At 63.5% G+C, this 20,026-nt stretch carries 22 protein-coding genes; 5 read left to right on the top strand and 17 right to left on the bottom strand.

The annotated features are described in order from the left end of the window. The first annotated feature begins 9 nt into the window (after nucleotides 1–9). Nucleotides 10–951: an alpha/beta hydrolase gene (locus tag AC0L2Y_RS14650; RefSeq protein ID WP_473557169.1), complete on the top strand. Its 942-nt coding sequence runs from the start codon at nucleotides 10–12 to the stop codon at nucleotides 949–951. Nucleotides 952–997: 46 nt separating this feature from the next. On the opposite strand, the gene AC0L2Y_RS14645 is transcribed toward AC0L2Y_RS14650, so the two are convergent. The 3 genes from AC0L2Y_RS14645 to AC0L2Y_RS14635 all read right to left on the bottom strand — a co-directional run bounded on the left by AC0L2Y_RS14645 (nucleotide 998) and on the right by AC0L2Y_RS14635 (nucleotide 2,859). Further along, a complete protein-coding gene (locus tag AC0L2Y_RS14645) occupies nucleotides 998–1,264 on the bottom strand; it encodes a hypothetical protein (RefSeq protein WP_473557167.1) in 267 nt (88 codons plus the stop codon). Nucleotides 1,265–1,362: 98 nt separating this feature from the next. After that, nucleotides 1,363–2,148 carry a DUF899 domain-containing protein gene (locus AC0L2Y_RS14640; RefSeq protein ID WP_473557165.1) on the bottom strand — a complete coding sequence of 262 codons (786 nt, stop codon included), beginning with the start codon at nucleotides 2,146–2,148 and terminating at the stop codon, nucleotides 1,363–1,365. 156 nt (nucleotides 2,149–2,304) lie between these two features. Beyond that, the gene (locus AC0L2Y_RS14635; protein WP_473557163.1) at nucleotides 2,305–2,859 is read right to left on the bottom strand and encodes an autotransporter; all 555 of its coding nucleotides are present in this window, start codon (nucleotides 2,857–2,859) and stop codon (nucleotides 2,305–2,307) included. A gap of 99 nt (nucleotides 2,860–2,958) precedes the next feature. Between AC0L2Y_RS14635 and AC0L2Y_RS14630 the strand changes: the two genes are divergently transcribed. Beyond that, nucleotides 2,959–3,705 (top strand): GntR family transcriptional regulator, encoded by a 747-nt coding sequence (locus tag AC0L2Y_RS14630; RefSeq protein WP_352490430.1) that lies wholly within the window; start codon nucleotides 2,959–2,961, stop codon nucleotides 3,703–3,705. Between the two features lie 23 nt (nucleotides 3,706–3,728). On the opposite strand, the gene AC0L2Y_RS14625 is transcribed toward AC0L2Y_RS14630, so the two are convergent. The 5 genes from AC0L2Y_RS14625 to AC0L2Y_RS14605 form a co-directional block, all read right to left on the bottom strand. After that, nucleotides 3,729–5,387, bottom strand: a complete 1,659-nt coding sequence (locus tag AC0L2Y_RS14625) for an FAD-binding dehydrogenase (RefSeq protein ID WP_473557160.1) — start codon at nucleotides 5,385–5,387, stop codon at nucleotides 3,729–3,731. Between the two features lie 57 nt (nucleotides 5,388–5,444). Beyond that, the gene (locus AC0L2Y_RS14620; RefSeq protein WP_352490432.1) at nucleotides 5,445–6,431 is read right to left on the bottom strand and encodes a Gfo/Idh/MocA family protein; all 987 of its coding nucleotides are present in this window, start codon (nucleotides 6,429–6,431) and stop codon (nucleotides 5,445–5,447) included. Between the two features lie 262 nt (nucleotides 6,432–6,693). Beyond that, a complete protein-coding gene (locus AC0L2Y_RS14615) occupies nucleotides 6,694–7,269 on the bottom strand; it encodes a YceI family protein (RefSeq protein WP_352464618.1) in 576 nt (191 codons plus the stop codon). Between the two features lie 68 nt (nucleotides 7,270–7,337). After that, complete coding sequence (locus AC0L2Y_RS14610; protein ID WP_352464620.1) at nucleotides 7,338–7,916, bottom strand: cytochrome b; 579 nt, start codon at nucleotides 7,914–7,916, stop codon at nucleotides 7,338–7,340. A gap of 155 nt (nucleotides 7,917–8,071) precedes the next feature. Next, nucleotides 8,072–8,962: a LysR family transcriptional regulator gene (locus tag AC0L2Y_RS14605; RefSeq protein ID WP_473557156.1), complete on the bottom strand. Its 891-nt coding sequence runs from the start codon at nucleotides 8,960–8,962 to the stop codon at nucleotides 8,072–8,074. Nucleotides 8,963–9,067: 105 nt separating this feature from the next. Between AC0L2Y_RS14605 and AC0L2Y_RS14600 the strand changes: the two genes are divergently transcribed. Beyond that, a complete protein-coding gene (locus AC0L2Y_RS14600; RefSeq protein ID WP_473557154.1) occupies nucleotides 9,068–10,063 on the top strand; it encodes an aldo/keto reductase in 996 nt (331 codons plus the stop codon). Nucleotides 10,064–10,333: 270 nt separating this feature from the next. Here AC0L2Y_RS14600 and AC0L2Y_RS14595 read toward each other — a convergent pair whose 3' ends face one another. From AC0L2Y_RS14595 to AC0L2Y_RS14555, 9 genes are all read right to left on the bottom strand, one after another. After that, nucleotides 10,334–10,936 (bottom strand): nucleotidyltransferase family protein, encoded by a 603-nt coding sequence (locus AC0L2Y_RS14595; RefSeq protein WP_473557151.1) that lies wholly within the window; start codon nucleotides 10,934–10,936, stop codon nucleotides 10,334–10,336. 37 nt (nucleotides 10,937–10,973) lie between these two features. Then, nucleotides 10,974–13,382 carry a phenylalanine--tRNA ligase subunit beta gene (gene pheT, locus AC0L2Y_RS14590; RefSeq protein ID WP_473557150.1) on the bottom strand — a complete coding sequence of 803 codons (2,409 nt, stop codon included), beginning with the start codon at nucleotides 13,380–13,382 and terminating at the stop codon, nucleotides 10,974–10,976. 106 nt (nucleotides 13,383–13,488) lie between these two features. Then, the gene (pheS, locus tag AC0L2Y_RS14585) at nucleotides 13,489–14,574 is read right to left on the bottom strand and encodes a phenylalanine--tRNA ligase subunit alpha (RefSeq protein WP_292662807.1); all 1,086 of its coding nucleotides are present in this window, start codon (nucleotides 14,572–14,574) and stop codon (nucleotides 13,489–13,491) included. A gap of 96 nt (nucleotides 14,575–14,670) precedes the next feature. After that, a complete protein-coding gene (rplT, locus tag AC0L2Y_RS14580; protein WP_006201247.1) occupies nucleotides 14,671–15,072 on the bottom strand; it encodes a 50S ribosomal protein L20 in 402 nt (133 codons plus the stop codon). Between the two features lie 38 nt (nucleotides 15,073–15,110). Further along, nucleotides 15,111–15,314 (bottom strand): 50S ribosomal protein L35, encoded by a 204-nt coding sequence (gene rpmI / locus AC0L2Y_RS14575; RefSeq protein WP_006201248.1) that lies wholly within the window; start codon nucleotides 15,312–15,314, stop codon nucleotides 15,111–15,113. A 220-nt stretch (nucleotides 15,315–15,534) separates the two neighbouring features. Then, nucleotides 15,535–16,176, bottom strand: a complete 642-nt coding sequence (locus tag AC0L2Y_RS14570) for a methyltransferase family protein (RefSeq protein ID WP_352490440.1) — start codon at nucleotides 16,174–16,176, stop codon at nucleotides 15,535–15,537. Nucleotides 16,177–16,404: 228 nt separating this feature from the next. Beyond that, the gene (infC, locus tag AC0L2Y_RS14565) at nucleotides 16,405–16,941 is read right to left on the bottom strand and encodes a translation initiation factor IF-3 (RefSeq protein WP_023677573.1); all 537 of its coding nucleotides are present in this window, start codon (nucleotides 16,939–16,941) and stop codon (nucleotides 16,405–16,407) included. Between the two features lie 176 nt (nucleotides 16,942–17,117). Continuing rightward, nucleotides 17,118–17,579 (bottom strand): GNAT family N-acetyltransferase, encoded by a 462-nt coding sequence (locus tag AC0L2Y_RS14560; protein ID WP_473557147.1) that lies wholly within the window; start codon nucleotides 17,577–17,579, stop codon nucleotides 17,118–17,120. 47 nt (nucleotides 17,580–17,626) lie between these two features. Beyond that, a complete protein-coding gene (locus AC0L2Y_RS14555) occupies nucleotides 17,627–17,863 on the bottom strand; it encodes a type II toxin-antitoxin system TacA family antitoxin (RefSeq protein WP_473557145.1) in 237 nt (78 codons plus the stop codon). 229 nt (nucleotides 17,864–18,092) lie between these two features. Between AC0L2Y_RS14555 and AC0L2Y_RS14550 the strand changes: the two genes are divergently transcribed. Both AC0L2Y_RS14550 and AC0L2Y_RS14545 read left to right on the top strand, forming a co-directional pair. Next, on the top strand, nucleotides 18,093–18,863 hold the full coding sequence (locus AC0L2Y_RS14550; RefSeq protein WP_473557143.1) for an alpha/beta hydrolase: 771 nt from the start codon (nucleotides 18,093–18,095) through the stop codon (nucleotides 18,861–18,863). A 4-nt stretch (nucleotides 18,864–18,867) separates the two neighbouring features. After that, on the top strand, nucleotides 18,868–20,010 hold the full coding sequence (locus AC0L2Y_RS14545) for a benzoate/H(+) symporter BenE family transporter (RefSeq protein ID WP_352490444.1): 1,143 nt from the start codon (nucleotides 18,868–18,870) through the stop codon (nucleotides 20,008–20,010). Nucleotides 20,011–20,026 lie beyond the last annotated feature (16 nt).

The following is a 20,026-nucleotide window of genomic DNA, read 5'->3' as shown; positions in this document are numbered from 1 at the left end:
TCGTCTCTCATGACCGACTACAAGACCCTCATCGACGCCGAGACCTGGGCCTTCATCGAGCGGACCAACTCCTATTATCCGCCCGATACGATCGACTACACCATCGCCGAGCAGCGCAAGATTTATAACCGGATGTGCCGCGAGTTCTTTGCCGGCTATCCCCAAGGCGTCACGGCGGAAACCACCGCCATTGCGACGCAATGGCATCAGGTTCCAGTCCGCATCTACCGCGCCCCGGCGCCTGAGGTAGCGGCGATGGTGCTTTATTTCCATGGCGGCGGTTTTATGCTCGGCGGGCTCGACAGCCATGACGACCTCTGCGCCGAGCTTTGCGGCCGCACCGGCTATGAGGTGGTTTCGGTCGACTACCGGCTGGCGCCGGAACACCTTCATCCGGCCGCCTTCGACGATGCCATCAGCGCCTTCGAATGGGCGTCGACCACTTACGAACGCCCTATCCTGCTGTGCGGCGACAGTGCCGGCGGTAATCTCGCCGCGTCCGTCAGCCACGCGACGCGCGGCCATGCGCGCAAGCCGATCGGCCAGATCCTGGTCTATCCTGGCCTTGGCGGCGACAGCTCCGCCGGTTCCTATGTCACCCACGCGGAAGCGCCGATGCTTAACGTGCGCGACCTCGTTTTCTACAAGCACATCAGGACCGGTGGCGAGGACCGCACCGGCGATCTCACCTTGTCGCCGCTCGCCGACGCCGACTTTACCAATCTGCCGCCTACCGTCGTGATCACCGCCGAATGCGACCCGCTGTCGTCGGACGGCGAGGCCTATCGCGACCGCATCGTTGCCGCAGGCGGACGCGCCTGGTGGTTCGAGGAGCCGGGGCTGGTGCATGGGTATTTACGCGCCAGGCACACAGCCCGCCGCGCCCGCTCGAGCTTTACCCGGATTGTCGATGCGGTAGCGGTTTTGGGAAGGGGCGAGTGGATCTGGTGAGGGATGTCTTCCCGACCAGAACGGGCCGTTGTCGGCCGGTACAGCTCTATTTGCGGCGGCGTCGCCGGCCGGAAACCTGCTTCAGCCAAGGTCCTAAATGAAAGGCGCTCATCAGCAGGTACATCGGGACCATGCCGCCCAGCGGTGACGCCTCTTGCCCGGTCGAGCACATCATATCCGGCGCTCCGCCGAGAAGCGTCAGCAGCGCCATGGTTGCGAAGGTCGGCGCGGCCGCAAAGGACAGCCAATCGGCCACGCTATGGCCGGCCGGGCTCGGATCGCCGGCGGATGCGCCTGCATGAATCTCGCTCATGTCCGTTGTCCCTGATAGCGAGCGGGATGCGGTCGAATGAACCGTGCATCCCGCTCCTCCAATTGTCCTAGCCGCATTTCCGCGACGCCAAAGACGTTCTATTCAGTGCGGTTCCGGAACGCGGCCTCTCCGGCGTCCGACACCTCGACCCACTTTTTGTCAGGAACGGCTTCGGCGCCGTAATTGTCGTGCCAGTTCCACCATTTGTACGTCGGCGTCTGCGGATAGCCCTCGGGCGAATCCTCCCAAACCTCCTGGCGGCCGAGCGGCGACAGGTCGAGATAGCTCCATACGGTCCCCATCGCCTCGTCGCCGCGGTTGTTGATGAAGTAGGTGCGGAACACGCGATCGCCGTCGCGGATGAACACGTTATGGCCGTGCCACTCGTCAACGCCGAAGTCGGCATCGAAGCTGTCGGTGATGGTGTACCAGGGCATCTTCCAGTCCATCCGCGCCTTCAGCCGCGCAATGTCCGCCTGCGGTGCGCGCGAGGCGTAGGCAAGCGTGGTGTCGCGGGCGTTCAGATGGGCGAGGTTGCCGACCTGGTCGGCCCCCAGCGAACAGCCGCGGCAGGCGTGATCGGGCCAGCCGAATACGCCGGGCTCGAAGAAGGCGCGGTAGACGATCAGTTGACGGCGGCCCTCGAACAGGTCGAGCAGGCTCACCTTTCCGTCGGGCCCTTCGAACGTATAGGTCTTCTCCATCGCCATCCATGGCATCCGCCTGCGCTCGGCGGCCAAGGCGTCGCGAGCCCGGGTCACCGTCTTCTCCTTCACGAGCAGCTGCTGGCGCGCGGCTTCCCACGCGTCGGGCGAAACGACCGGTGGTGTCTTCATCGCGAGCCGCGTCGTCTGCTCGCCGGTGCCATTCTGATGAGCCGTCATTGTGCATCTCCCTTGCTGGTTTGTCGCCGCAGGCGCGACGTGTTGGGTCGTGAGATAGGATAGGGGCGATAGCGGATTGGCGAGAGTGACAAGTGTGACGCGATTCCGACGGGTCCGCTGATCACGGCCAATTTCGCCGCCCGCGACGCCCTGCGCTCATTCGCGCCCGGACTGCTGAATGGGCCGAGCGCCGGCCAGGTAGCGGTCGTTGTCAAACGGTTCGGCCTCGTTGCTGTCCTGGCTCCACAGCTGGCGGTGGGTTCGCGTGAGATCACCGAGGTAGACATGCAGCGCACCGGATCGCGCGCTGCCCGTATTCGCAACAGCATGCACGGTATTTGACACCATGTGCACTACGGCGGGCGCTGCGATGTGCTGCCTTTCGGCAACATCGAGTTGGCTGCCGACAACGGGATAGATGAAGTTCGTCTCGCTGCCCTTGTAGATGCCGATCAAGGCATCCATCAGGTGGTTGTGGGGCGGGTACTGCAGGCCGGGCGACAGCGTGATGTGGTAGATCGTCAGGTTCGGGCTCGCATGCAAAAGCACCTCGTCGTCGTCTTCTTCGTGAGCGAGTGTTCCCGATGCGTGAAAACGGTTGGTGTAGTCGCCCAGGACCGTCCTTATCGCTTCGAGGGGATCTGGTCCCCTCGCGGCATTGACGATATCGTCGGCAACGGCGTAGAGAGGCGAGTTGGCGGGCAAAGGCATATCAGTTATCCTCCCTGAGATGCTCAGATCACCAATCTGAGACGCTCACGCTAGCGAATGCTGAGGCCAGCGTCAACGGGACAGCCAGACGGACGAAATATGAAGACGACGAAGTTGACCGCCGAACCGGCAAGGCCGGCCACGGTCGAGGCGACAGCACTGTCAGCCGCCGATGTCCTTCGCAGGGAACAGGCATATGAGCAGCTGAGGAACGACATCATTGCCTGCGTGCTGCGCCCCGGTGAAGCGCTGACCGAGAAACAGATCGGCGATCGATACCAGATCAAAAAGGCGACCATCCGCGCCGCGTTGGCCCGCCTGATGCAGGAAGGGCTGGTCAGGAGCGAGCCGCGCCGTGGCTACGTCGTTGCAACGCTCAGCCTGCGCGACGTCAACGAGATCTTCGATGTCCGCAGCTTGATCGAACCGGAAGTGCTCAGGGTGGCGGCATCGAACATGACCGAGCGCGGGCTCGAGGATGTCAGGCTGGCAGCGCAAAAAGTGCTGAAGCCGGAGACGCTACGCAGCCACGTCGCCTTCCTGGCGGCCGATCGTGCCTTTCGTCTGGCCTTTGCGGAGCTCTCGGGAAATCTACGACTGGCGCATCTGCTGGACCAATTACTCGACCAGTCGGCGCGGGTTCTCCACCTCGGGTTCAAGTCGCGCGACTTCACCCAGTTGATCATCGCCCAGCAAAAGGAACTGGTTCTTGCCTGCGAGGCAGGCGACGTTTCCGCCATCGTCAAACTTGCCCGTTCGCAGTGCCTGTCTCTCAAGAAGCAGGTGCTCGAGGCTTTGCTTGCCGGTTCCAAGCTTCAGGACGTCAATTTGCAGCCCTTCGCCTAAAGCGCGTCACGGTCGACCTTGTTTCACCCCAGCGCGCGTGCTGCCGCCCGTCCAGCGCTGCGGCCGGAAAAGATGCAGCCGCCGAGAAACGTGCCTTCGAGCGCTGCATAGCCGTGCATGCCGCCGCCGCCGAAACCGGCGGCTTCGCCCACCGCGTACAACCCCTCGACCGGTTGGCCGCCGGTACCCAGCACACGGCTGCCGAGGTCCGTCTCCAGCCCACCGAGCGTCTTGCGGGTCAGGATGCTGAGCCTGACGGCAATCAGCGGGCCATTGGCGGGATCGAGCAGCTTGTGCGGCCTTGCGGTGCGGATCAGCCGGTCGCCGAGATAGGCTCGCGCGCCGCGCAGCGCAGTAATCTGCATGTCCTTGGAGAACGGATTGTCGAGCTGCCGGTCGCGGGCGCGGATTTCGTGCTCGACTTGGCGCAATTCGAGCAGCGGCTCGCCGCCGGCCATTGCGTTCATGCGGGCGACCAGCGCCGGCAGTTCGGGCTCGACGATGAAATCCTCGCCCTTCTCCATGAACGCCTTGACCGGCCCGGGCACGCCGCTGGTGGCACGGCCAAGCACCTGGCGCCAGCTCTTCCCCGTCAAATCCGGGTTCTGCTCGGAGCCCGACAGCGCGAACTCCTTCCGGATGATCTTTTTGGTCAGGATGAACCAGGAATGATCGAAGCCGGTGCTCATGATGTGGCTGAGCGTGGCCAACGTGTCGAAGCCGGGATAAAGCGGCACCGGCAGGCGCTTGCCGCGCGCATCGAGCCACAGCGATGACGGGCCGGGCAGGATGCGGATCGCATGATCGGTCCAGATCGGTGCCCAGTTCCTGACGCCCTCGACATAGTGCCACATGCGGTCGCGGTTGATGAGCCTGCCGCCGGCAGCCTCGGCGATCGCCAGCATGCGGCCGTCGACATGGTCGGGAACGCCGGTGATCATGCGTTTCGGCGGCGCACCCAGCCGCTGCGGCCAATTCTGCCGGACCAGTTGGTGATCGGCGCCGATGCCGCCGGAGGCGACGATGACGGCTTGCGCCTTCAGCTCGAAATCGCCGGTGATCTCGCGCGAGCTCTTGCGGCCGCGCTCGGCATCGCTCGCCGCCAATATGTCGCCGCGCACGCCGTCGACGGCGCCGCCCGTCCGGGTCAATTCGTTGACCCGGTGACGGAATTTGAACCGGATCAGCCCGCGCTTCTCGGCCTCGCGCACGCGCTGCACGAACGGTTCGAGAACGCCGGGGCCGGTGCCCCAGGTGACATGGAAGCGCGGAACCGAATTGCCGGGGCCGACGGCATTGCCGCCGCCGCGTTCGGCCCAGCCGACCACCGGAAAGAATTTCAGGCCGCGCTGCATGAGCCAGGAGCGCTTCTCGCCGGCGGCGAAGCCGACATAGGCCTCGGCCCAGCGGCGCGGCCAAAGATCTTCTGTGCGGTCGAAGGCTGCGGTGCCCAGCCAGTCCTCGAGCGCCAGCTCATACGAATCGCGGATTCGCATGCGCCGTTGTTCGGGCGAATCGACGAGGAAGATGCCGCCGAGCGACCAGAATGCCTGGCCGCCAAGCGACTGCTCCGGCTCCTGCTCGATGATGATGGTCTTCTTGCCGGCCTCAGTCAGTTCGGCCGCCGCGACAAGGCCGGCAAGGCCGGCGCCGACAATGATCACATCCGCGTCGTCGGACATCTATCTGGCCATGATCTCGTCCAAAAACCGGTCCCCATTTTTGGGATCATGGCCGGCCTAGACGGCCTCCCAGCCTTCCTTCTCGCCGGCGCGGAAGATGGCATCGATGACCTTCTGGTTGAGCACCGATTCTTCCAGGGTGAAGACGCGGTCCTTGCCGCCCTGCGCCGCCCGCGCGAAGGCCTCGACCTCGAGCCGGTACTGTTGCGTGCCGGGAAAGCGGAACACCTGCGCCTCGCTGTGGTTCTGGTTGTGCAGCTCGACGCGGTGATGGTCGTAGAGCCCGGCGTTGAACGGTGAGAACACTTCGATGAAGCCCTTCTCGCCGTGGAACACCATCACCTGCCGCGCCGCCATCTGCGTCGACAGGTAGAAGGACAGCTCGAAATCGCCGAAATCGGCTCGGATCGAGGAATAGATGTCGGTGCCGAATGTCTTGTCGCGCTCGATCGTCGCCTGGACGCGCAGCGGCTCCTTGCCGGTCGAAAAGCGCGTCGATACCGTCGGATAGACACCGATGTCCGGCAGCGCGCCGCCGCCGAGATCGAGCTTGTTGCGCATGTTGTTGGGATCGACATTGTAATAGGAGAACGCGCCCTGGACATGGCGCAGCCGGCCGATGGCGCCGTTGGCGATCAGCTCGCGCACCTTGATCCACTGCGGATGGTAGACGACCATAAAGGCTTCGCAGACTAGCACCTTTCTGGCATCGCGCAGCTTGATCAGCGGCGGAATGTCCTTGGCATCGAGCGCCAGCGGCTTTTCGACCAGAACATGCTTGCCGGCCTCGATCGCCTTGGCCGTCCATTCGACATGCTGCGAGGTCGGCAGCGGAATGTAGACGCCATCGATGTCGCTGGAGGCGAGCAGTTCCTCATAGGAGCCGAAAGCGTGGCGCGCGCCGAAGCGTTCGCCGAGCGCCCGGGCTTTCGACAGATCGCGGCTGGCGATAGCCGACAGCACGCCGTTCTCCGCCTCGACGATTGCCGGCAAAAGCTGCTCGCGGCCGATCTTGGCCGTCGACAAAACACCCCATCGGAACATCAGTTTTCTCCTCTCGATTGCAGGCCTGGAGGTTTGCCCTAATTCAGGAGAAAAGCCAATCAGCGCCTTCGTCATCCTCGGGCTTGACCTGACGATCCATGCCATGACAGTCGCCGAGGAATGTGACGAAACAGAATTCTGAACCGCTGCAACGCCTTGACGCTACGGCATGGATCCTGGGGTCTGCGCCGCGTCGCTTCGCTCCTTGCTCCGCCCCAGGATGACGATGCGAGACGTGTCTCTGCCAATCGCGAAGATGAAACTATCCCCTTCTACCCGTCAGCGTCATGTCGAAGTCGACGACGTTGGAATAGATCGGTGTGCCGACATCCATGCCATAGCGCGACCGCAGCACCTTACCGGTGACGTGGAATTTTATCGTGCCCGCCTTGAGGCCGCCAAGCTCGGCCGTGAACTTTTCCTGAAAGGTCTTGCCGCGCGCCGTCAGCCGGCCGGTGACAAGGGCCGACGTGTCGCCGGTGCGTTTGACGCTGGTCGAGCGGAACTGGATCTCCGGATTGTTGGCCGCGTCGAAAACCGCGTCCGAGCGGAGAAAGGCATCGATGCGGCTTTGGCCAGTACCGACGCTTTCGGGAAAGATGGTGAAATTGACCTGGGACCGGCCGACATCGCTGTTGTCGATGAGGATACTGCCCTTGAAGCGGGAGAAAGCGCCGTCGAGCCCGCCGCCGCCGAGCTTGCCGATCGAGAAGTGGATGCTGGAACTCCCCGGGCTGATCGTGTAGCTGCCGGCCGCGTCGCCAAGGGCAACGGCGGCGAAGACAGGTATGGCAAAACAAGCGGCGGCGGCCGCAAATCCGAAGATGCGCGCGTACATGGAAATGGTCCTCTTGGTAGGCAACGCTTTCTTGCGTCCTCGCCCCATCAACGAATGAGCCGTCCGCTCTATTCCGTGTCGCGATCTGACGAAGCCGTGATCATGCGCGTCAGCACGGTATCCCTCAGCCAGAAATGGTGGCGCAGCGCCGCGGCGAGATGCAAAGCGACAAGTCCGATGCCGGCATAGGCGAGATACCAGTGCGTCGCTGCCCAGAAGCTTTCTGCCATGTCCGATACGCCAAGCGGCAGATTGGGCATGACAAACAGATTGAACGGCACGCTCGGGATCTCCAGCACCGAGACCGAGACCAGCGCCCAGCCGGACAACGGCAGAGCGAGCTGAAACGCATAAAGCGCGAGATGGACCAGCGGCGCCATCCGGCGCTCGAACGGCCCGACCGAGCGCGGCAGCGGCGGGGCCGGTCTGCCTAGGCGCCAGGCGATGCGCAGGATGACCAGCCCAAGCAGCAGGAAGCCGAAGGATTTATGCAGCTGGATCAGTTCGAATGCGGTGCGCTGGCTGGACAGCCGCACCATGACGAAGCCGAGCACGAACTGGCCGATAAAGATCGCCGCGATCAGCCAGTGAAGGATGATCGCCGTCCAGCCGTAGCCGGCCGTTTGGTTTTTGGGCAGTGCAGACATGGTCGGTGAACGAATGCCAGGTCGGGTTTCTTCCAGGCCAGAAAGGCGGTTCTACTTGTGTTTGGAGACGAATAATTGCCGGCGCCGGCGCCGCAACGGCCGTGAGATGAGCATTCAGCCTGAAGAGATTGCCCGCCGCCGTTCCGACGGTGCCCCTATGTACTCACCCCGAAGAAATCGGCAAAGGCCCTGAGTGCCGGCCGCATCTGGCGGCGGCTGGGGTAATAGACGAAGAAGCCGTCGAAGGGCGGGCACCAGTCCTCCAGCACGCGAACGAGCTTCCCGGCGGCGAGCGCGTCGCGGACATAGTCCTCGAACACGAAGGCGAGCCCGGCGCCGTCAACCGCGGCATTGGCAATCAGATGGTCCTCGTCGAGGATCAGCGGCCCTTGCACCGCTATCTCGATCTCTTCGCCGTTTTTCTCGAATTCCCAGCGGTAGAGAATGCCGCTGGAGAAGCGGAAACGGATGCAGCGGTGGCCGGCAAGGTCGTGCGGATGGATCGGCCTGGGCCTGGTCTCGAAATAGGATGGCGCGCCGACCACGGCGCCGCGGAGGTTCGGCCCGATACGCACCGCGATCATGTCGCGCTGCAGGCTCTCGCCCAGCCGCACGCCGGCGTCGAAGCCGCCTTCGACGACATCGGTGAAGCGGTCCTCGATGACGATCTCCAGCACGATGTCCGGATAGGCCGCGGCAAAGGCGCCGAGTCGAGGCGTCAGCGTCAGATGGGCCGCGGTGCGCGGCACGTTGAGCCTCAGATTGCCGGCCGGCCGGTCGCGCGCCTCGATCGCCGATTCCAGCGCCAGGTCGATCTCCGACAGCGCCGGCCTGAGACGCTCGAGCAGCTGCGCGCCTTCCTCGGTCGGGGCGACGCTGCGCGTGCTGCGCGCCAGCAGGCGCACGCCGAGCCGCGCTTCCAGGCTGGACACCGCGTGGCTGACCGCCGATGGCGCGATCGTCAGTTCCTTGGCGGCGCCGCGAAAACTGCCGCATTGGGCGACTGTTGCCAGTACGGCAAGCTGTGAAAGATAGGTTCGCTTCATTGATCTATTTCTTGGAACAGCCCGTGCAGATGAGAGCCGATTATCGAACGCAGCGCAAGAGGCTATCTCTGCGGCATCACAACCATCACAACAAGGAGACAGGTGATGCAAACCCGCAAGCTTGGCAATGAACTCGACGTCTACCCGGTCGGCCTCGGCTGCATGGGGATGAGCTTTGCCTATGGCGGCCAGCCGGAGGCGGAGGCGATTGCCACGCTGCGCCATGCCGTCGAGATAGGCGTCAATTTCTTCGACACGGCCGAGGTCTACGGCCCTTACGAAAACGAGATCCTGGTCGGCAAGGCGCTGAAGCCGGTGCGCGACAAGGTGACGATCGCGACGAAATTCGGCTTCAAGATCCTGGAAGAAGGCAGCGGCATGGAGCGCATGGCCGGTGTCGACAGCCGTCCCGAACATGTCAAGGCGGTTGCCGAAGCGTCGTTGAAGCGGCTGGATACGGAGGTCATCGACCTCTACTACCAGCACCGCGTCGACCCCAACGTGCCGATCGAGGATACGGTCGGCGCCATGGCCGAGTTGGTGCGCGAGGGCAAGGTGCGGGCGCTCGGCCTGTCGGAGGCGAGTGCGGCTACCATCCGCCGGGCGCATGCCGTGCATCCGATCGCCGCGGTGCAGAGCGAGTATTCGCTGTGGAGCCGCGATCCGGAGGAGGAGGTGTTTGCCGTCTGCCGCGAGCTCGGCATCGGCTTTGTCCCCTATAGCCCGCTCGGCCGCGGCCTGCTGACCGGCACGATCGCCAAGCCCGATGTTCTCGACGCCGACGACTGGCGCCGCGGGTTGCCGCGCTTCCAGGCCGACGCCATGGCGGCCAATGCGGCGGTCGTCGCCGTGCTGGAAAAGATGGCCGCCGGGAAGGGCGTGACGCCGGCGCAGCTGGCGCTCGCCTGGGTGCTGCATCAGGGCGACTTCATTGTGCCGATCCCCGGTGCGCGAAAAATCCGCCATCTGGAACAGAATACGGCGGCGGCGGATATCGTGCTGAGCCAGGCCGAAGTGGCATCTATTGGCGACGCCCTGTCGCCGGAGAAGGTGGTCGGCAAGCGCTACACCGAAGAGCTGTTGGCGTTGGTCAACGGGTGAACGGTAGTCGACAGCGCAATCGAAACGAGGCGTTTCGGCGCCCGGTTTTCGAGCGCCGCAGCGGTGCAAAATAATTGCGAGAAATTGGCGCGAGGCACCCCCCTCTGTCCTGCCGGACATCTCCCCCTCAAGGGGGGAGATTGAATGTCGCCTGGGCTTTCGCCAATCACCGGCGCCGGAAGGGCGGGCAGGGCGCGGGAACTGCCAATCTCCCCCCTTGAGGGGGAGATGCCCGGCAGGGCAGAGGGGGGCGGCTCGCGCCGACATTTCCTACCAAGGCACGACACTGATCTCCGGCCAGTTCTCCCTTGCGCGAGCGCCCTTCGTCTCGTGCGTCTGCCGATTGTCCAGTGCCCGGTTCGGCGTAACTCGAAATGAAAAGATGTCGTCGAGCCCGAACGGCGCGATGAGCTCCAGCTGGCCGTGGTTGCCGAAGCGGACGCCGACCGCATGCGTCTTCGACGCGAAATAGCAAAGCGCCTCGGCGGACGACGACAGTCTGGGATAGGAACTGCCAAAACGCGCCTCAAACCACAGATGCACCCGCGCCTGGTTGCGCACTTCGACCGGCAGCGTCAGTCCTTCGAACTGCTTCGCCGCCCGGCGGATGACCAAATCCTCGGCCTCGTAGGACAGATCGCTCTCATCGAAATAGAACAGGTCGACATCCCGGATGCCGTACCCCGAAGGCTTGCCGGTCAGATGGTTCCAGACGCTGTTGTAAAGCGCGCCGGACACGACCAGCCAGTCGGGCAGGTCGAGACCACGTGATCTCGCCAGCGGCTCGCCGAGCAGAGGGTCGGCGGAAACGATGTCGAGGAAAGCCGCTCGTTGGGTTTCGAAGGGCAGCCCTGAATAGCGCAGATGGTCCATCGCCCTTTGGAGGGCGATTCGCCATGCATCCGCAAGCTCAGCCGCGCAGCACACCGCCGGTCTGCTTGCCGACATTCTCGACGATGCGCTTGGCCAGCGCCTCGAAATCCTCGTCGGTCAGCGTCTTTTCGACCGGCTGGATCGACACCTCGATGGCGATCGATTTCTTCGCCGCCCCAAGTGCGGCACCTTCGAAAACGTCGAAAACCGAGACCCCGGAAATCAACTTCCTGTCGGCGGCAAGGGCGGCGCGAACGAGTGTGCCGGCTTCGACCGCCTTGTCGACGACGAAGGCGAAATCGCGCTTGACCGCCTGGAAGGCGGACAGATCGAGCCTCGGCTTTGTCCGCGTCGGCTTGGCCTTCGGCTCGGGCACGGCATCGATGAACACTTCGAAGCCGCAGAGCGGGCCGGAGACGTCAAGCCCTTCCAGCGTCTTCGGGTGGAATTCGCCGAATGTGCCAAGCACGACCTTCGGCCCGAGTTTGATCGTGCCGGAGCGGCCGGGATGATACCAGGCCGGGCCGCCGGCCTCGATCTGCAGCCGCTCGACCGGCGCGCCGCAGGCTTCGAGTGCGGCGATCGCGTCGGCCTTGGCGTCGAAGACGCCCACGGCGCCGGCATTGCCGGCCCAATGGCGGCCGGAGCCCTCGAGCTTGGCGGTGCCGCGCCGCACGCCGGCGGCAACGCGCCGCTGCTGGTCGGCGCCGTCGCCCTCGTAAGTGCCTGACACTTCGAACAGCGCAACATCGCCGATGCCCTTGTCGGCATTACGCTGCGCGGCCGCAATCAGCCCCGGCAGCAGCGACGGCCGCATGTCCGACATATCGGCGGCGATCGGGTTGGCAAGCTTCAGCGCCTGCTGGCCGCCGCCGAACAATTCGGCGTGTTTTGCCGGAATGAACGACCAGGTGACGGCCTCCATTATGCCGCGCACGGCAAGCGCCCGCTTGGCGGCGCGGGTGCGGATCTGCAGCACAGTCAGGATCTTGGCGTTGACCGCATCGTGTGAACCAAGCGGCTGGGGCGCGATGTTGTCGACGCCGTGGATGCGCATGACCTCCTCGACCAGGTCGGCCTTGCCGTCGACATCCGGCCGCCAGGACGGGACCACCACATTGACGACGTCGCCGGCGCCCTCCGGCTTGAAGCCGAGGCGGGCTAGAATGTCGAGGCTCGTCGAGCGCGGCACTTCGATACCGGTCAGCCGCTTCACTTCCGACAATGGGAACGAGACGATCTTCGGCCGATGGCCGGCATAGCCGACGACCTCGGTTTGCGCCGGTGTGCCACCGCAGAAATCGAGCACCAGCTTCGTCGCCAGCTCCAGGCCGGGAACCATCATTTCCGGGTCGACGCCGCGCTCGAACCGATAGCGTGCATCGGTGATGATGCCGAGCGTGCGGCCGGTGCGGGCGGTGGCGATCGGGTCCCAAAGCGCGGACTCGATCAGCACGTCGATGGTGTTCTCGTCGCAGCCGGAATGCTCGCCGCCCATAATGCCGGCAATCGATTCGATGCCGTCCTGATCGGCGATCACGCACATCTCCGGCGTCAGCGTGTATTCGCGGCCGTCGAGCGCCAGCACCTTTTCGCCGTCACGCGCCCGGCGCACGGCGAGATTGCCGGTGACCTTCGCAGCGTCAAAAACATGCAGCGGCCGGCCGCGGTCGAAGGTGACGTAATTGGTGATGTCGACGAGCGCGCTGATCGGCCTCAAGCCGATGGCGAGAAGCCGTTGCTGCAGCCATTTCGGCGACGGGCCGTTCTTGACGCCGCGCACCAGGCGCAGCGCAAAGCCGGGACAGAGCTCCGGCGCTTCGATCGTCACCTTTATCGGCGTCTCGCCCTTGCCGGAGATCGGCTCTATCGGCGCGCTCTTCAGCGTGCCGAGCCCGCTCGCCGCCAGATCGCGGGCGATGCCATGGACGCTGGTGGCATCCGGCCGGTTCGGCGTCAGATTGATCTCGATCAGCGGGTCGTCGAGATGGGCATAGGCAGCGAAACTGGTGCCGACCGGCGCATCGGCCGGCAGGTCGATGATGCCGTCATGCTCTTCCGACAATTCGAGTTCGCGCTCGGAGCACATCATGCCGTGGCTTTCAACGCCGCGGATCTTGCCGACGGTCAGCATCACGTCGATGCCGGGAATATAGGTGCCGGGTGCTGCAAAGGCGCCGATCAGGCCGGCGCGGGCGTTCGGCGCTCCACACACGACCTGCACCGGCGGCTTGCCGTCGCCGGTGTCGACGGTCAGCACGCGAAGCCGGTCGGCGTCGGGATGCTGGACCGCCGTCAGCACCTTGGCGATGACGAAGGGGGCCAGGCTCGCCCGGTCGTCGACATGCTCGACCTCGAGGCCGATAGAGGTGAGGCGCTCGACGATTTCGGCCAGCGAGGCGTCGGTCTCGAGGTGATCCTTGAGCCAGGAGAGGGTGAGTTTCATGACTGTGTTCCGTCTGGTCTGGGCACGCTGCACTTGAAGCTATGCGGCCGCGCGTCGGACATGTGCAGGAATGCGAGCTGCCCGCGGATTTGCTGCGGCCCGCTCGTCACGCGCTCAAGCCCCCGAACAGCGTCGGCATGTCGAGCGGCCTAAAACCGTAATGCGACAGCCAGCGGACATCGGCGTCGAAGAAGGCGCGCAGATCCGGCATGCCGTATTTCAGCATGGCGATGCGGTCGATGCCCATGCCCCAGGCGAAGCCCTGGTACTCGTCGGGATCGAGGCCGCCGTAACGGAGCACATTGGGGTGGACCATGCCGCAGCCGAGGATCTCCATCCAGTCGGAGCCTTCACCGAAGCGCACCTCGCCCGGCCGCGAACGGTCGCACTGGATGTCGACCTCGAGGCTGGGCTCGGTGAACGGGAAGAAGGACGGCCGGAAGCGCATCTTGACGCTCGGCACTTCGAAGAAGGCCTTGCAGAACTCCTCCAGTACCCATTTCATGTTGGCGACATTAGCCGATTTGTCGATCACCAACCCCTCGACCTGATGGAACATCGGCGAGTGGGTGGCATCGGAATCCTGCCGGTAGGTCTTGCCAGGAATGACGATGCGGATCGGCGGCTTCTGCATCTCCATGGTGCGGATCTGCACCGGCGAGGTGTGGGTGCGCAAAAGCTTGCGTTCGCCCTGCGCGTCCGGCTGGAAGAAGAAGGTGTCGTGCATCTCGCGCGCCGGGTGGCCTTCCGGGAAGTTCAGCGAGGTGAAATTGTAATAGTCGGTCTCGATGTCCGGACCTTCGGCGATGGCAAAGCCGAGATCGCCGAAGATCGCCGCGATCTCGTCGATGACTTGGCTGATCGGATGGATGCGGCCGCGCTCGGCCGGCGATTGCCTGACCGGCAAGCTGACGTCGACCGTCTCGGCGGCAAGCCGTGCCGTGATCGCCACATCTTTCAGCTCGGCGCGGCGCGCCGAAAGCGCCTCGGTGACGCGGTTCTTGAGGCCGTTGATTGCCGGGCCTTTGACCTGTCGCTCCTCGGCGCTCATCGAGCCGAGCGTCTTCAGCATCTCGGAAACCGAGCCCTTCTTGCCAAGGGCCGAGACACGCACCGCCTCGATCGCCTGCTCGTCGGCGGCCGAGGCAATCTCGGCCATCAGGGAATTTTCGAGAGTTTCCATGTCACTCATGTTCCAGACCCGATTGGAAGCAAAGAAAAACCCGCGCCAGCCCTGCCAGCGCGGGTTTCCCAAATCAAGTGTCGAATAGCTTGGGAAGCGCTGGTCTTAAGCGACAGCGCTTTCAAAAGCATTCGGCGTGGTGTTCTTCAGGTATTCGAGCGCGACCTTGGCCTTGGCCACGAGTGCGGCGAAGGCCTGCGGCTCGTGGATGGCCATGTCCGACAGGATCTTGCGGTCGATCTCGATGCCGGCCTTGTTGAGACCGTCGATGAAGCGGCCATAGGTCAGGCCATGCTCATGCGTCGCCGCGTTGATGCGCTGGATCCACAGCGCGCGGAACGAGCGCTTGCGGTTCTTGCGGTCGCGATAGGCGTACTGCAGCGACTTTTCCACTGCCTGCTTGGCGATGCGGATGGTGTTCTTGCGACGGCCGTAAAAACCCTTGGCGGCTTTCAGGACCTTCTTGTGCTTGGCGTGCGAGGTGACGCCTCTCTTTACGCGTGCCATGTCATGATCTCCTTAAAACGCTGTCCAGACCGAATGCCCTAGAGGCCGTTCGGCAGAAAATTCTTGATGACCTTCTTGCCATCCGGTTCAGCCAGAACCATCGTGCCGCGGGCATTTCGAATGAACTTGTTGGAACGCTTGATCATGCCGTGACGCTTGCCGGCCGCAGCCGACAGAACTTTACCCGTACCTGTGATCTTGAACCGCTTCTTGGCGGCCGATTTGGTCTTCATCTTGGGCATTTTGCTACTCCGTTTATATGCGCACCAACGCGCTTTTTGTTCGCTTCAGGCCGACCAAAGCCCGAAAAGCAAATGAAACCGCCACGGCATGCCCTGCCGGGCGGTTTTTTGGGAACGGCGGTCCTATACGTCAAAGCGGGGGCGCGCGCAACACCCCCGTGCCCAGCAAGACTGTGCTCAGCAACACCATACTAACAACACTGTACTCACAACACTGTGCTCAGGGGAAACGGAACAGCACGGGCAATATGCCGGACTGCTGGGCGCCGTCGATCAGTTCGAAAGCCGGTAAGGCAACCAGGAAGACCAGACCGTCCAGCAGCGTGGTTCGCAGCAGGCGCGGCTTGAAGCCGCCGGTGTCGCCTTCCTGATACAGCGACAGCTTCGGAAAAAAGCGCGGCACTTTCGCCAGGTAGGCCTGGTATGGCGCGCCGAGAACCTCCTTGAGGAATTTCTCCTCGCGCAGGATAACGATGTAAAAGGCACCCGCGCAGAGCGCTCCAAAGCCGATCGTGGCGGTGAAGGAGCCGATCTGTGCGCCGACACCGGCGGCAGCTAAAGTTGAGAAGACATAGAGCGGGTTGCGGGTGATCGAATAAGGTCCGCCGGTCACCACTTCGGAAGATTTGCGTCCGCCAATATAGAGCGTCGACCACAAGCGCCCGACGATTCCGAGAAAGATCAGCACGACGCCGACCATTTCGATCGTTTCATGCACAGGCGTATCGGGCGGAAAAACCGACTGCCCGAACAAAAGTATCGCGAACAGGACGACGACGACGACGCCAAGCACCATCCTGCGTGTGTGCTGGTAGCTGCCCAGCCCATATTTGGCTTCCGAATGCTTGACGTCATTGACCATGTCGGGAATCCGATCGTCGAGGGAACCAGAGCGTCTTTGCTCTCGCCGGCGATCGCAGCGTCTGGCCAAGAAAACAGGCGCCCCGCCGATCGCCGGGACGCCTTGCAACATGATTCAGGCGGATTTTATGCACGTCGCCCAAAAAGCCTGCCGACGGGCTTGACCCGAGGGTGCGCAGCGGTTTTGGGACAACGACATGCACAAAACAGAACTAAAGCGCAACGCGCTTTAGCGGGGCGCCAGCACCATCATCATCTGGCGGCCTTCGAGTTTCGGTTCGGCTTCGACCTTGGCGATGGGCGCCACTTCCTCGCGAACCTTGTTCAGAAGCTGCATACCGAGTTCCATATGCGCCATCTCGCGACCGCGGAAGCGCAGCGTCAGCTTGACCTTGTCGCCTTCCTCGAAAAAGCGCCGGACGGCCTTCATCTTGGTCTCGTAGTCGTGGCTGTCGATGTTCGGGCGCATCTTGATCTCCTTGATCTCGATGACCTTCTGGTTCTTGCGCGCTTCGGCCGCCTTCTTCTGGTTGGCGTATTTCAGCTTGCCGAGATCGAGGATCTTTACGACGGGCGGCACTGCATTGGGCGATATCTCGACCAGATCGAGCCCAGCCTCTTCGGCGAGCAGCAATGCGTCGTTGATGGAGACATCGCCGCGGTTCTGGCCTTCGGCGTCGATTAGCTGGACCCGGGGAACCCGGATATCACGGTTGGAGCGCGGGCCTTCCTTGGTGGGCGCCGCTGCTTTGAAAGGTCTGCGAATGGTCGTGGTCTCCTTGAGCCGTTTCGTTAAGGGGTTCTTCAGTTCAGAATTGCGAACGCGCAATGTGGTGAGCGCGCGGTCGGAGTCAATAGCACAGCATTCTCAGGAAATCACCTGCTCGATGAGAAGAGCAAAACCCAAAGCGGCAAACAAACCCAGCTACGCATGAACGATGGTCAGTAGCCGGAGAGCCAGGCTCGGATATCGTCAAGCGAGCGCATCAGAACCGAAGGGTTATCGCGCGCCGGGATGAATCCCCAGCTTTGCCAGAATGTCTCGGCCTCACGATCAATGGCGCGCACAATGACGGCGCGGCCTGCGACGATAGCCGCGCCGGCGATACACCGTTGCAAGGCGTCCTTCACAAGCGCCGAGCCTATCCCCCGGCCGACATGGCGGCGGTCTACAGCCAGCTGGCCGATTAGCAAACAGGGAATTGGATCCGGCGGGCGCCTCGTTCGGATGGCACGTGGAGCGGTATTGGGCTCGATCACAGTCGGAGCCAAGCCGTAGTAGCCGATCACCTGACCAGCATCGTGAACTACAAGGACCAGCGTAAAGCCACGCGCGTGATTCGAACGGGCGAAGTTCGCCAGCCAATGGTCAAGTGCGGGCTTGCCGCATTCGAACCCTTCCAAGCGATGTCTGTCCGAGAGGAGTTCGACACCAGACAGCGCCACCCGATTCAGCTGCTCTTGCGTCGCAGGCGCTCGGCGACCTTGGGTGGAATGGGAGCAGGCGGCGCACTGATCGCCTGCACGAAATCCTGAAAAGCGTCTGGGGAGAGCCGGATGACGGTTTCGTTCAGGATGGCGGTTTGCGCCTCCTGAATTGCTGCGCGTCGCATGAATTCCGTTCTCGAAAGGCCAAGCAGGTCTGCGCCACGATCTATGATCGCAAGATCATCGTTGCGGAACCGCATCGATACGGGCGTCTCTTTTCTCGGTGACAGGGCGGACATTGCGCGGCTTCCTGGACGGTTAAAGACATATAGGGCTCTGTAACGCGATACGCAATACATTAAGCAAGCGACGCCGTGTCAATGGGAACGCGAAGGCAAATCAGCGCCGTTGCACCAAGCTAAAGACACCGCAGAGCACTTTTCGTTGAATGCCTTGCTGTGCCAAAAGACCGGCGTGAGGGAATACATCATGAGCGCCACCACCCCGATCTTCCTGGACGTCGACGGGACGAGCATCGCCGTCAGGCATGCGGCAGGTGCCGAGCCCGGCATCGTCTGGCTTGGCGGCTACAAATCCGACATGCTGGGCACCAAGGCCGAAACCCTGTCGGAATGGACGCGCAAAGAAGGCCGCGCCTTTCTGCGCCACGATTATTCCGGCCATGGCGAATCGAGTGGCGCCTTTGCCGAGGGCACCATCTCGAAATGGCTGGGCGAGAGCCTGGCGGTTTTCCGCCGCTTCACCCAGGGCAGGCAAATCGTGGTCGGCTCGTCGATGGGCGCGTGGATCGCGCTGCGGATGGTGCAGGAGTTGCGCAAGTCGGGCGAGAACAGTGTCGCCGGCCTTGTGCTGCTGGCGCCGGCGCCCGATTTCACGTTCGAACTGGTGGAGCCGGTGCTGACCGGGGCGCAGAAGCGCGACCTCAGGAACAAGGGCTTTTTCGAGGAGCCGTCGGACTATTCCGCCGAACCGTACATCTACACGCGCGCACTGATCGAGGACGGCCGCAACAACCGGGTGATGACCGGGCCGATCGACACGCACTGTCCGGTCCATATCCTGCAAGGCTTGGCCGATCCCGACGTGCCGTCGAGCCATGCGCTGAAGCTGGTCAGCCTGCTGCCGGCCGACGATGTCACGTTGTCGCTCATCCCCGACGGCGACCACCGCCTGTCGCGGCCGCAGGATCTCGACATGCTGGTGCGGGCGGTGGACGCGATGGTGCGGCAGGCGGGATAGAGACATGCGCATTTCCATTCCGGTGTCCGCCTCCGTGGCGGCGATCGTCGGCTTCGGCGGTACGCTGGCCATCGTCATTGCCGCCGCCAAGGCGGTCGGCGCAACGCAGGTCGAGACCGCAAGCTGGGTGACGGCGCTTTGCCTGGCGATGGCGGTCGAGAGCCTGTGGCTGTCGTGGCGTACGAAAATGCCGGTCATCACCGCCTGGTCGACGCCAGGCGTCGCGCTGATCGCCGCATCGACCGGCTTTTCGATGGGCGAGGCGGTTGGCGCCTTCATCATCACCGCGGTCCTGCTGATCACCACAGGCCTGTTCAGGCCGTTGACCAAGCTGATCGCCAGAATACCGGCTTCGGTCGCATCCGGAATGCTGGCCGGCATCGTCGTCACCTTCGCCATCAATGCGGTGAAAACCGTCCCCGTCGACCCCTGGCTGATCCTGCCGCTGGTTGCGGCGTTCTTCGCCATCCGCCTGTTCAACCCGGCGCTGTCGGTGCTGCTGGTGCTGATCGGCGGCGGTCTCGCCGCCTTTCTCACCGGCCGGGTCGGCGGTCTGCCGGCACCGGAACTTTCGAGCTTGACGCTGGTGATGCCGCAGTTCAGCGCCACCGCGATCATCGGCCTCGCCTTGCCGCTCTACCTCGTCACCATGGCCTCGCAGAACTTGTCCGGCCTCGCCGTGCTGAGGGCAGCCGGCTATCATCCCGAACCCGGGCCGCTGATCGGCGTCACCGGCCTGTTTTCGCTGCTGACGGCGCCGTTCGGCGCCTCGACCACCAATCTGGCGGCGATCTCCGCGGCGATCTGCACCGGGCCTGATGTGCATCCCGATCCGGCCGAGCGCTGGAAGACCGGTCCGTTCTACGCGCTGGCCTATCTCGTCTTTGCCCTGTTCGGCGCATCTCTGGTGGCGATCTTCGCCGTATTGCCGCAGAGCCTGATCGCGCTGGTCGCCGGCCTGGCGCTAATGGCACCGCTCGCCAATGCGCTGTCGATCGCCTTGAAAGACGAGGACGAGCGGATGGCCGCCACCGTCACCTTCGCCGTCACCGCATCGGGGCTGACGCTGTTCGGCGTCGGCGCGGCGTTCTGGGGGCTGATTGCGGGATTGGTCGTGCTTTTCCTCGAAAAGGTCAAAAAGCGATAATCATTTCAGCCGCTTG

It is taken from the genome of Mesorhizobium sp. WSM4830, from assembly GCF_055811495.1.
Note: the sequence above shows the minus strand (reverse complement) of the source record. Positions and strands in the feature narration are given on the sequence as shown.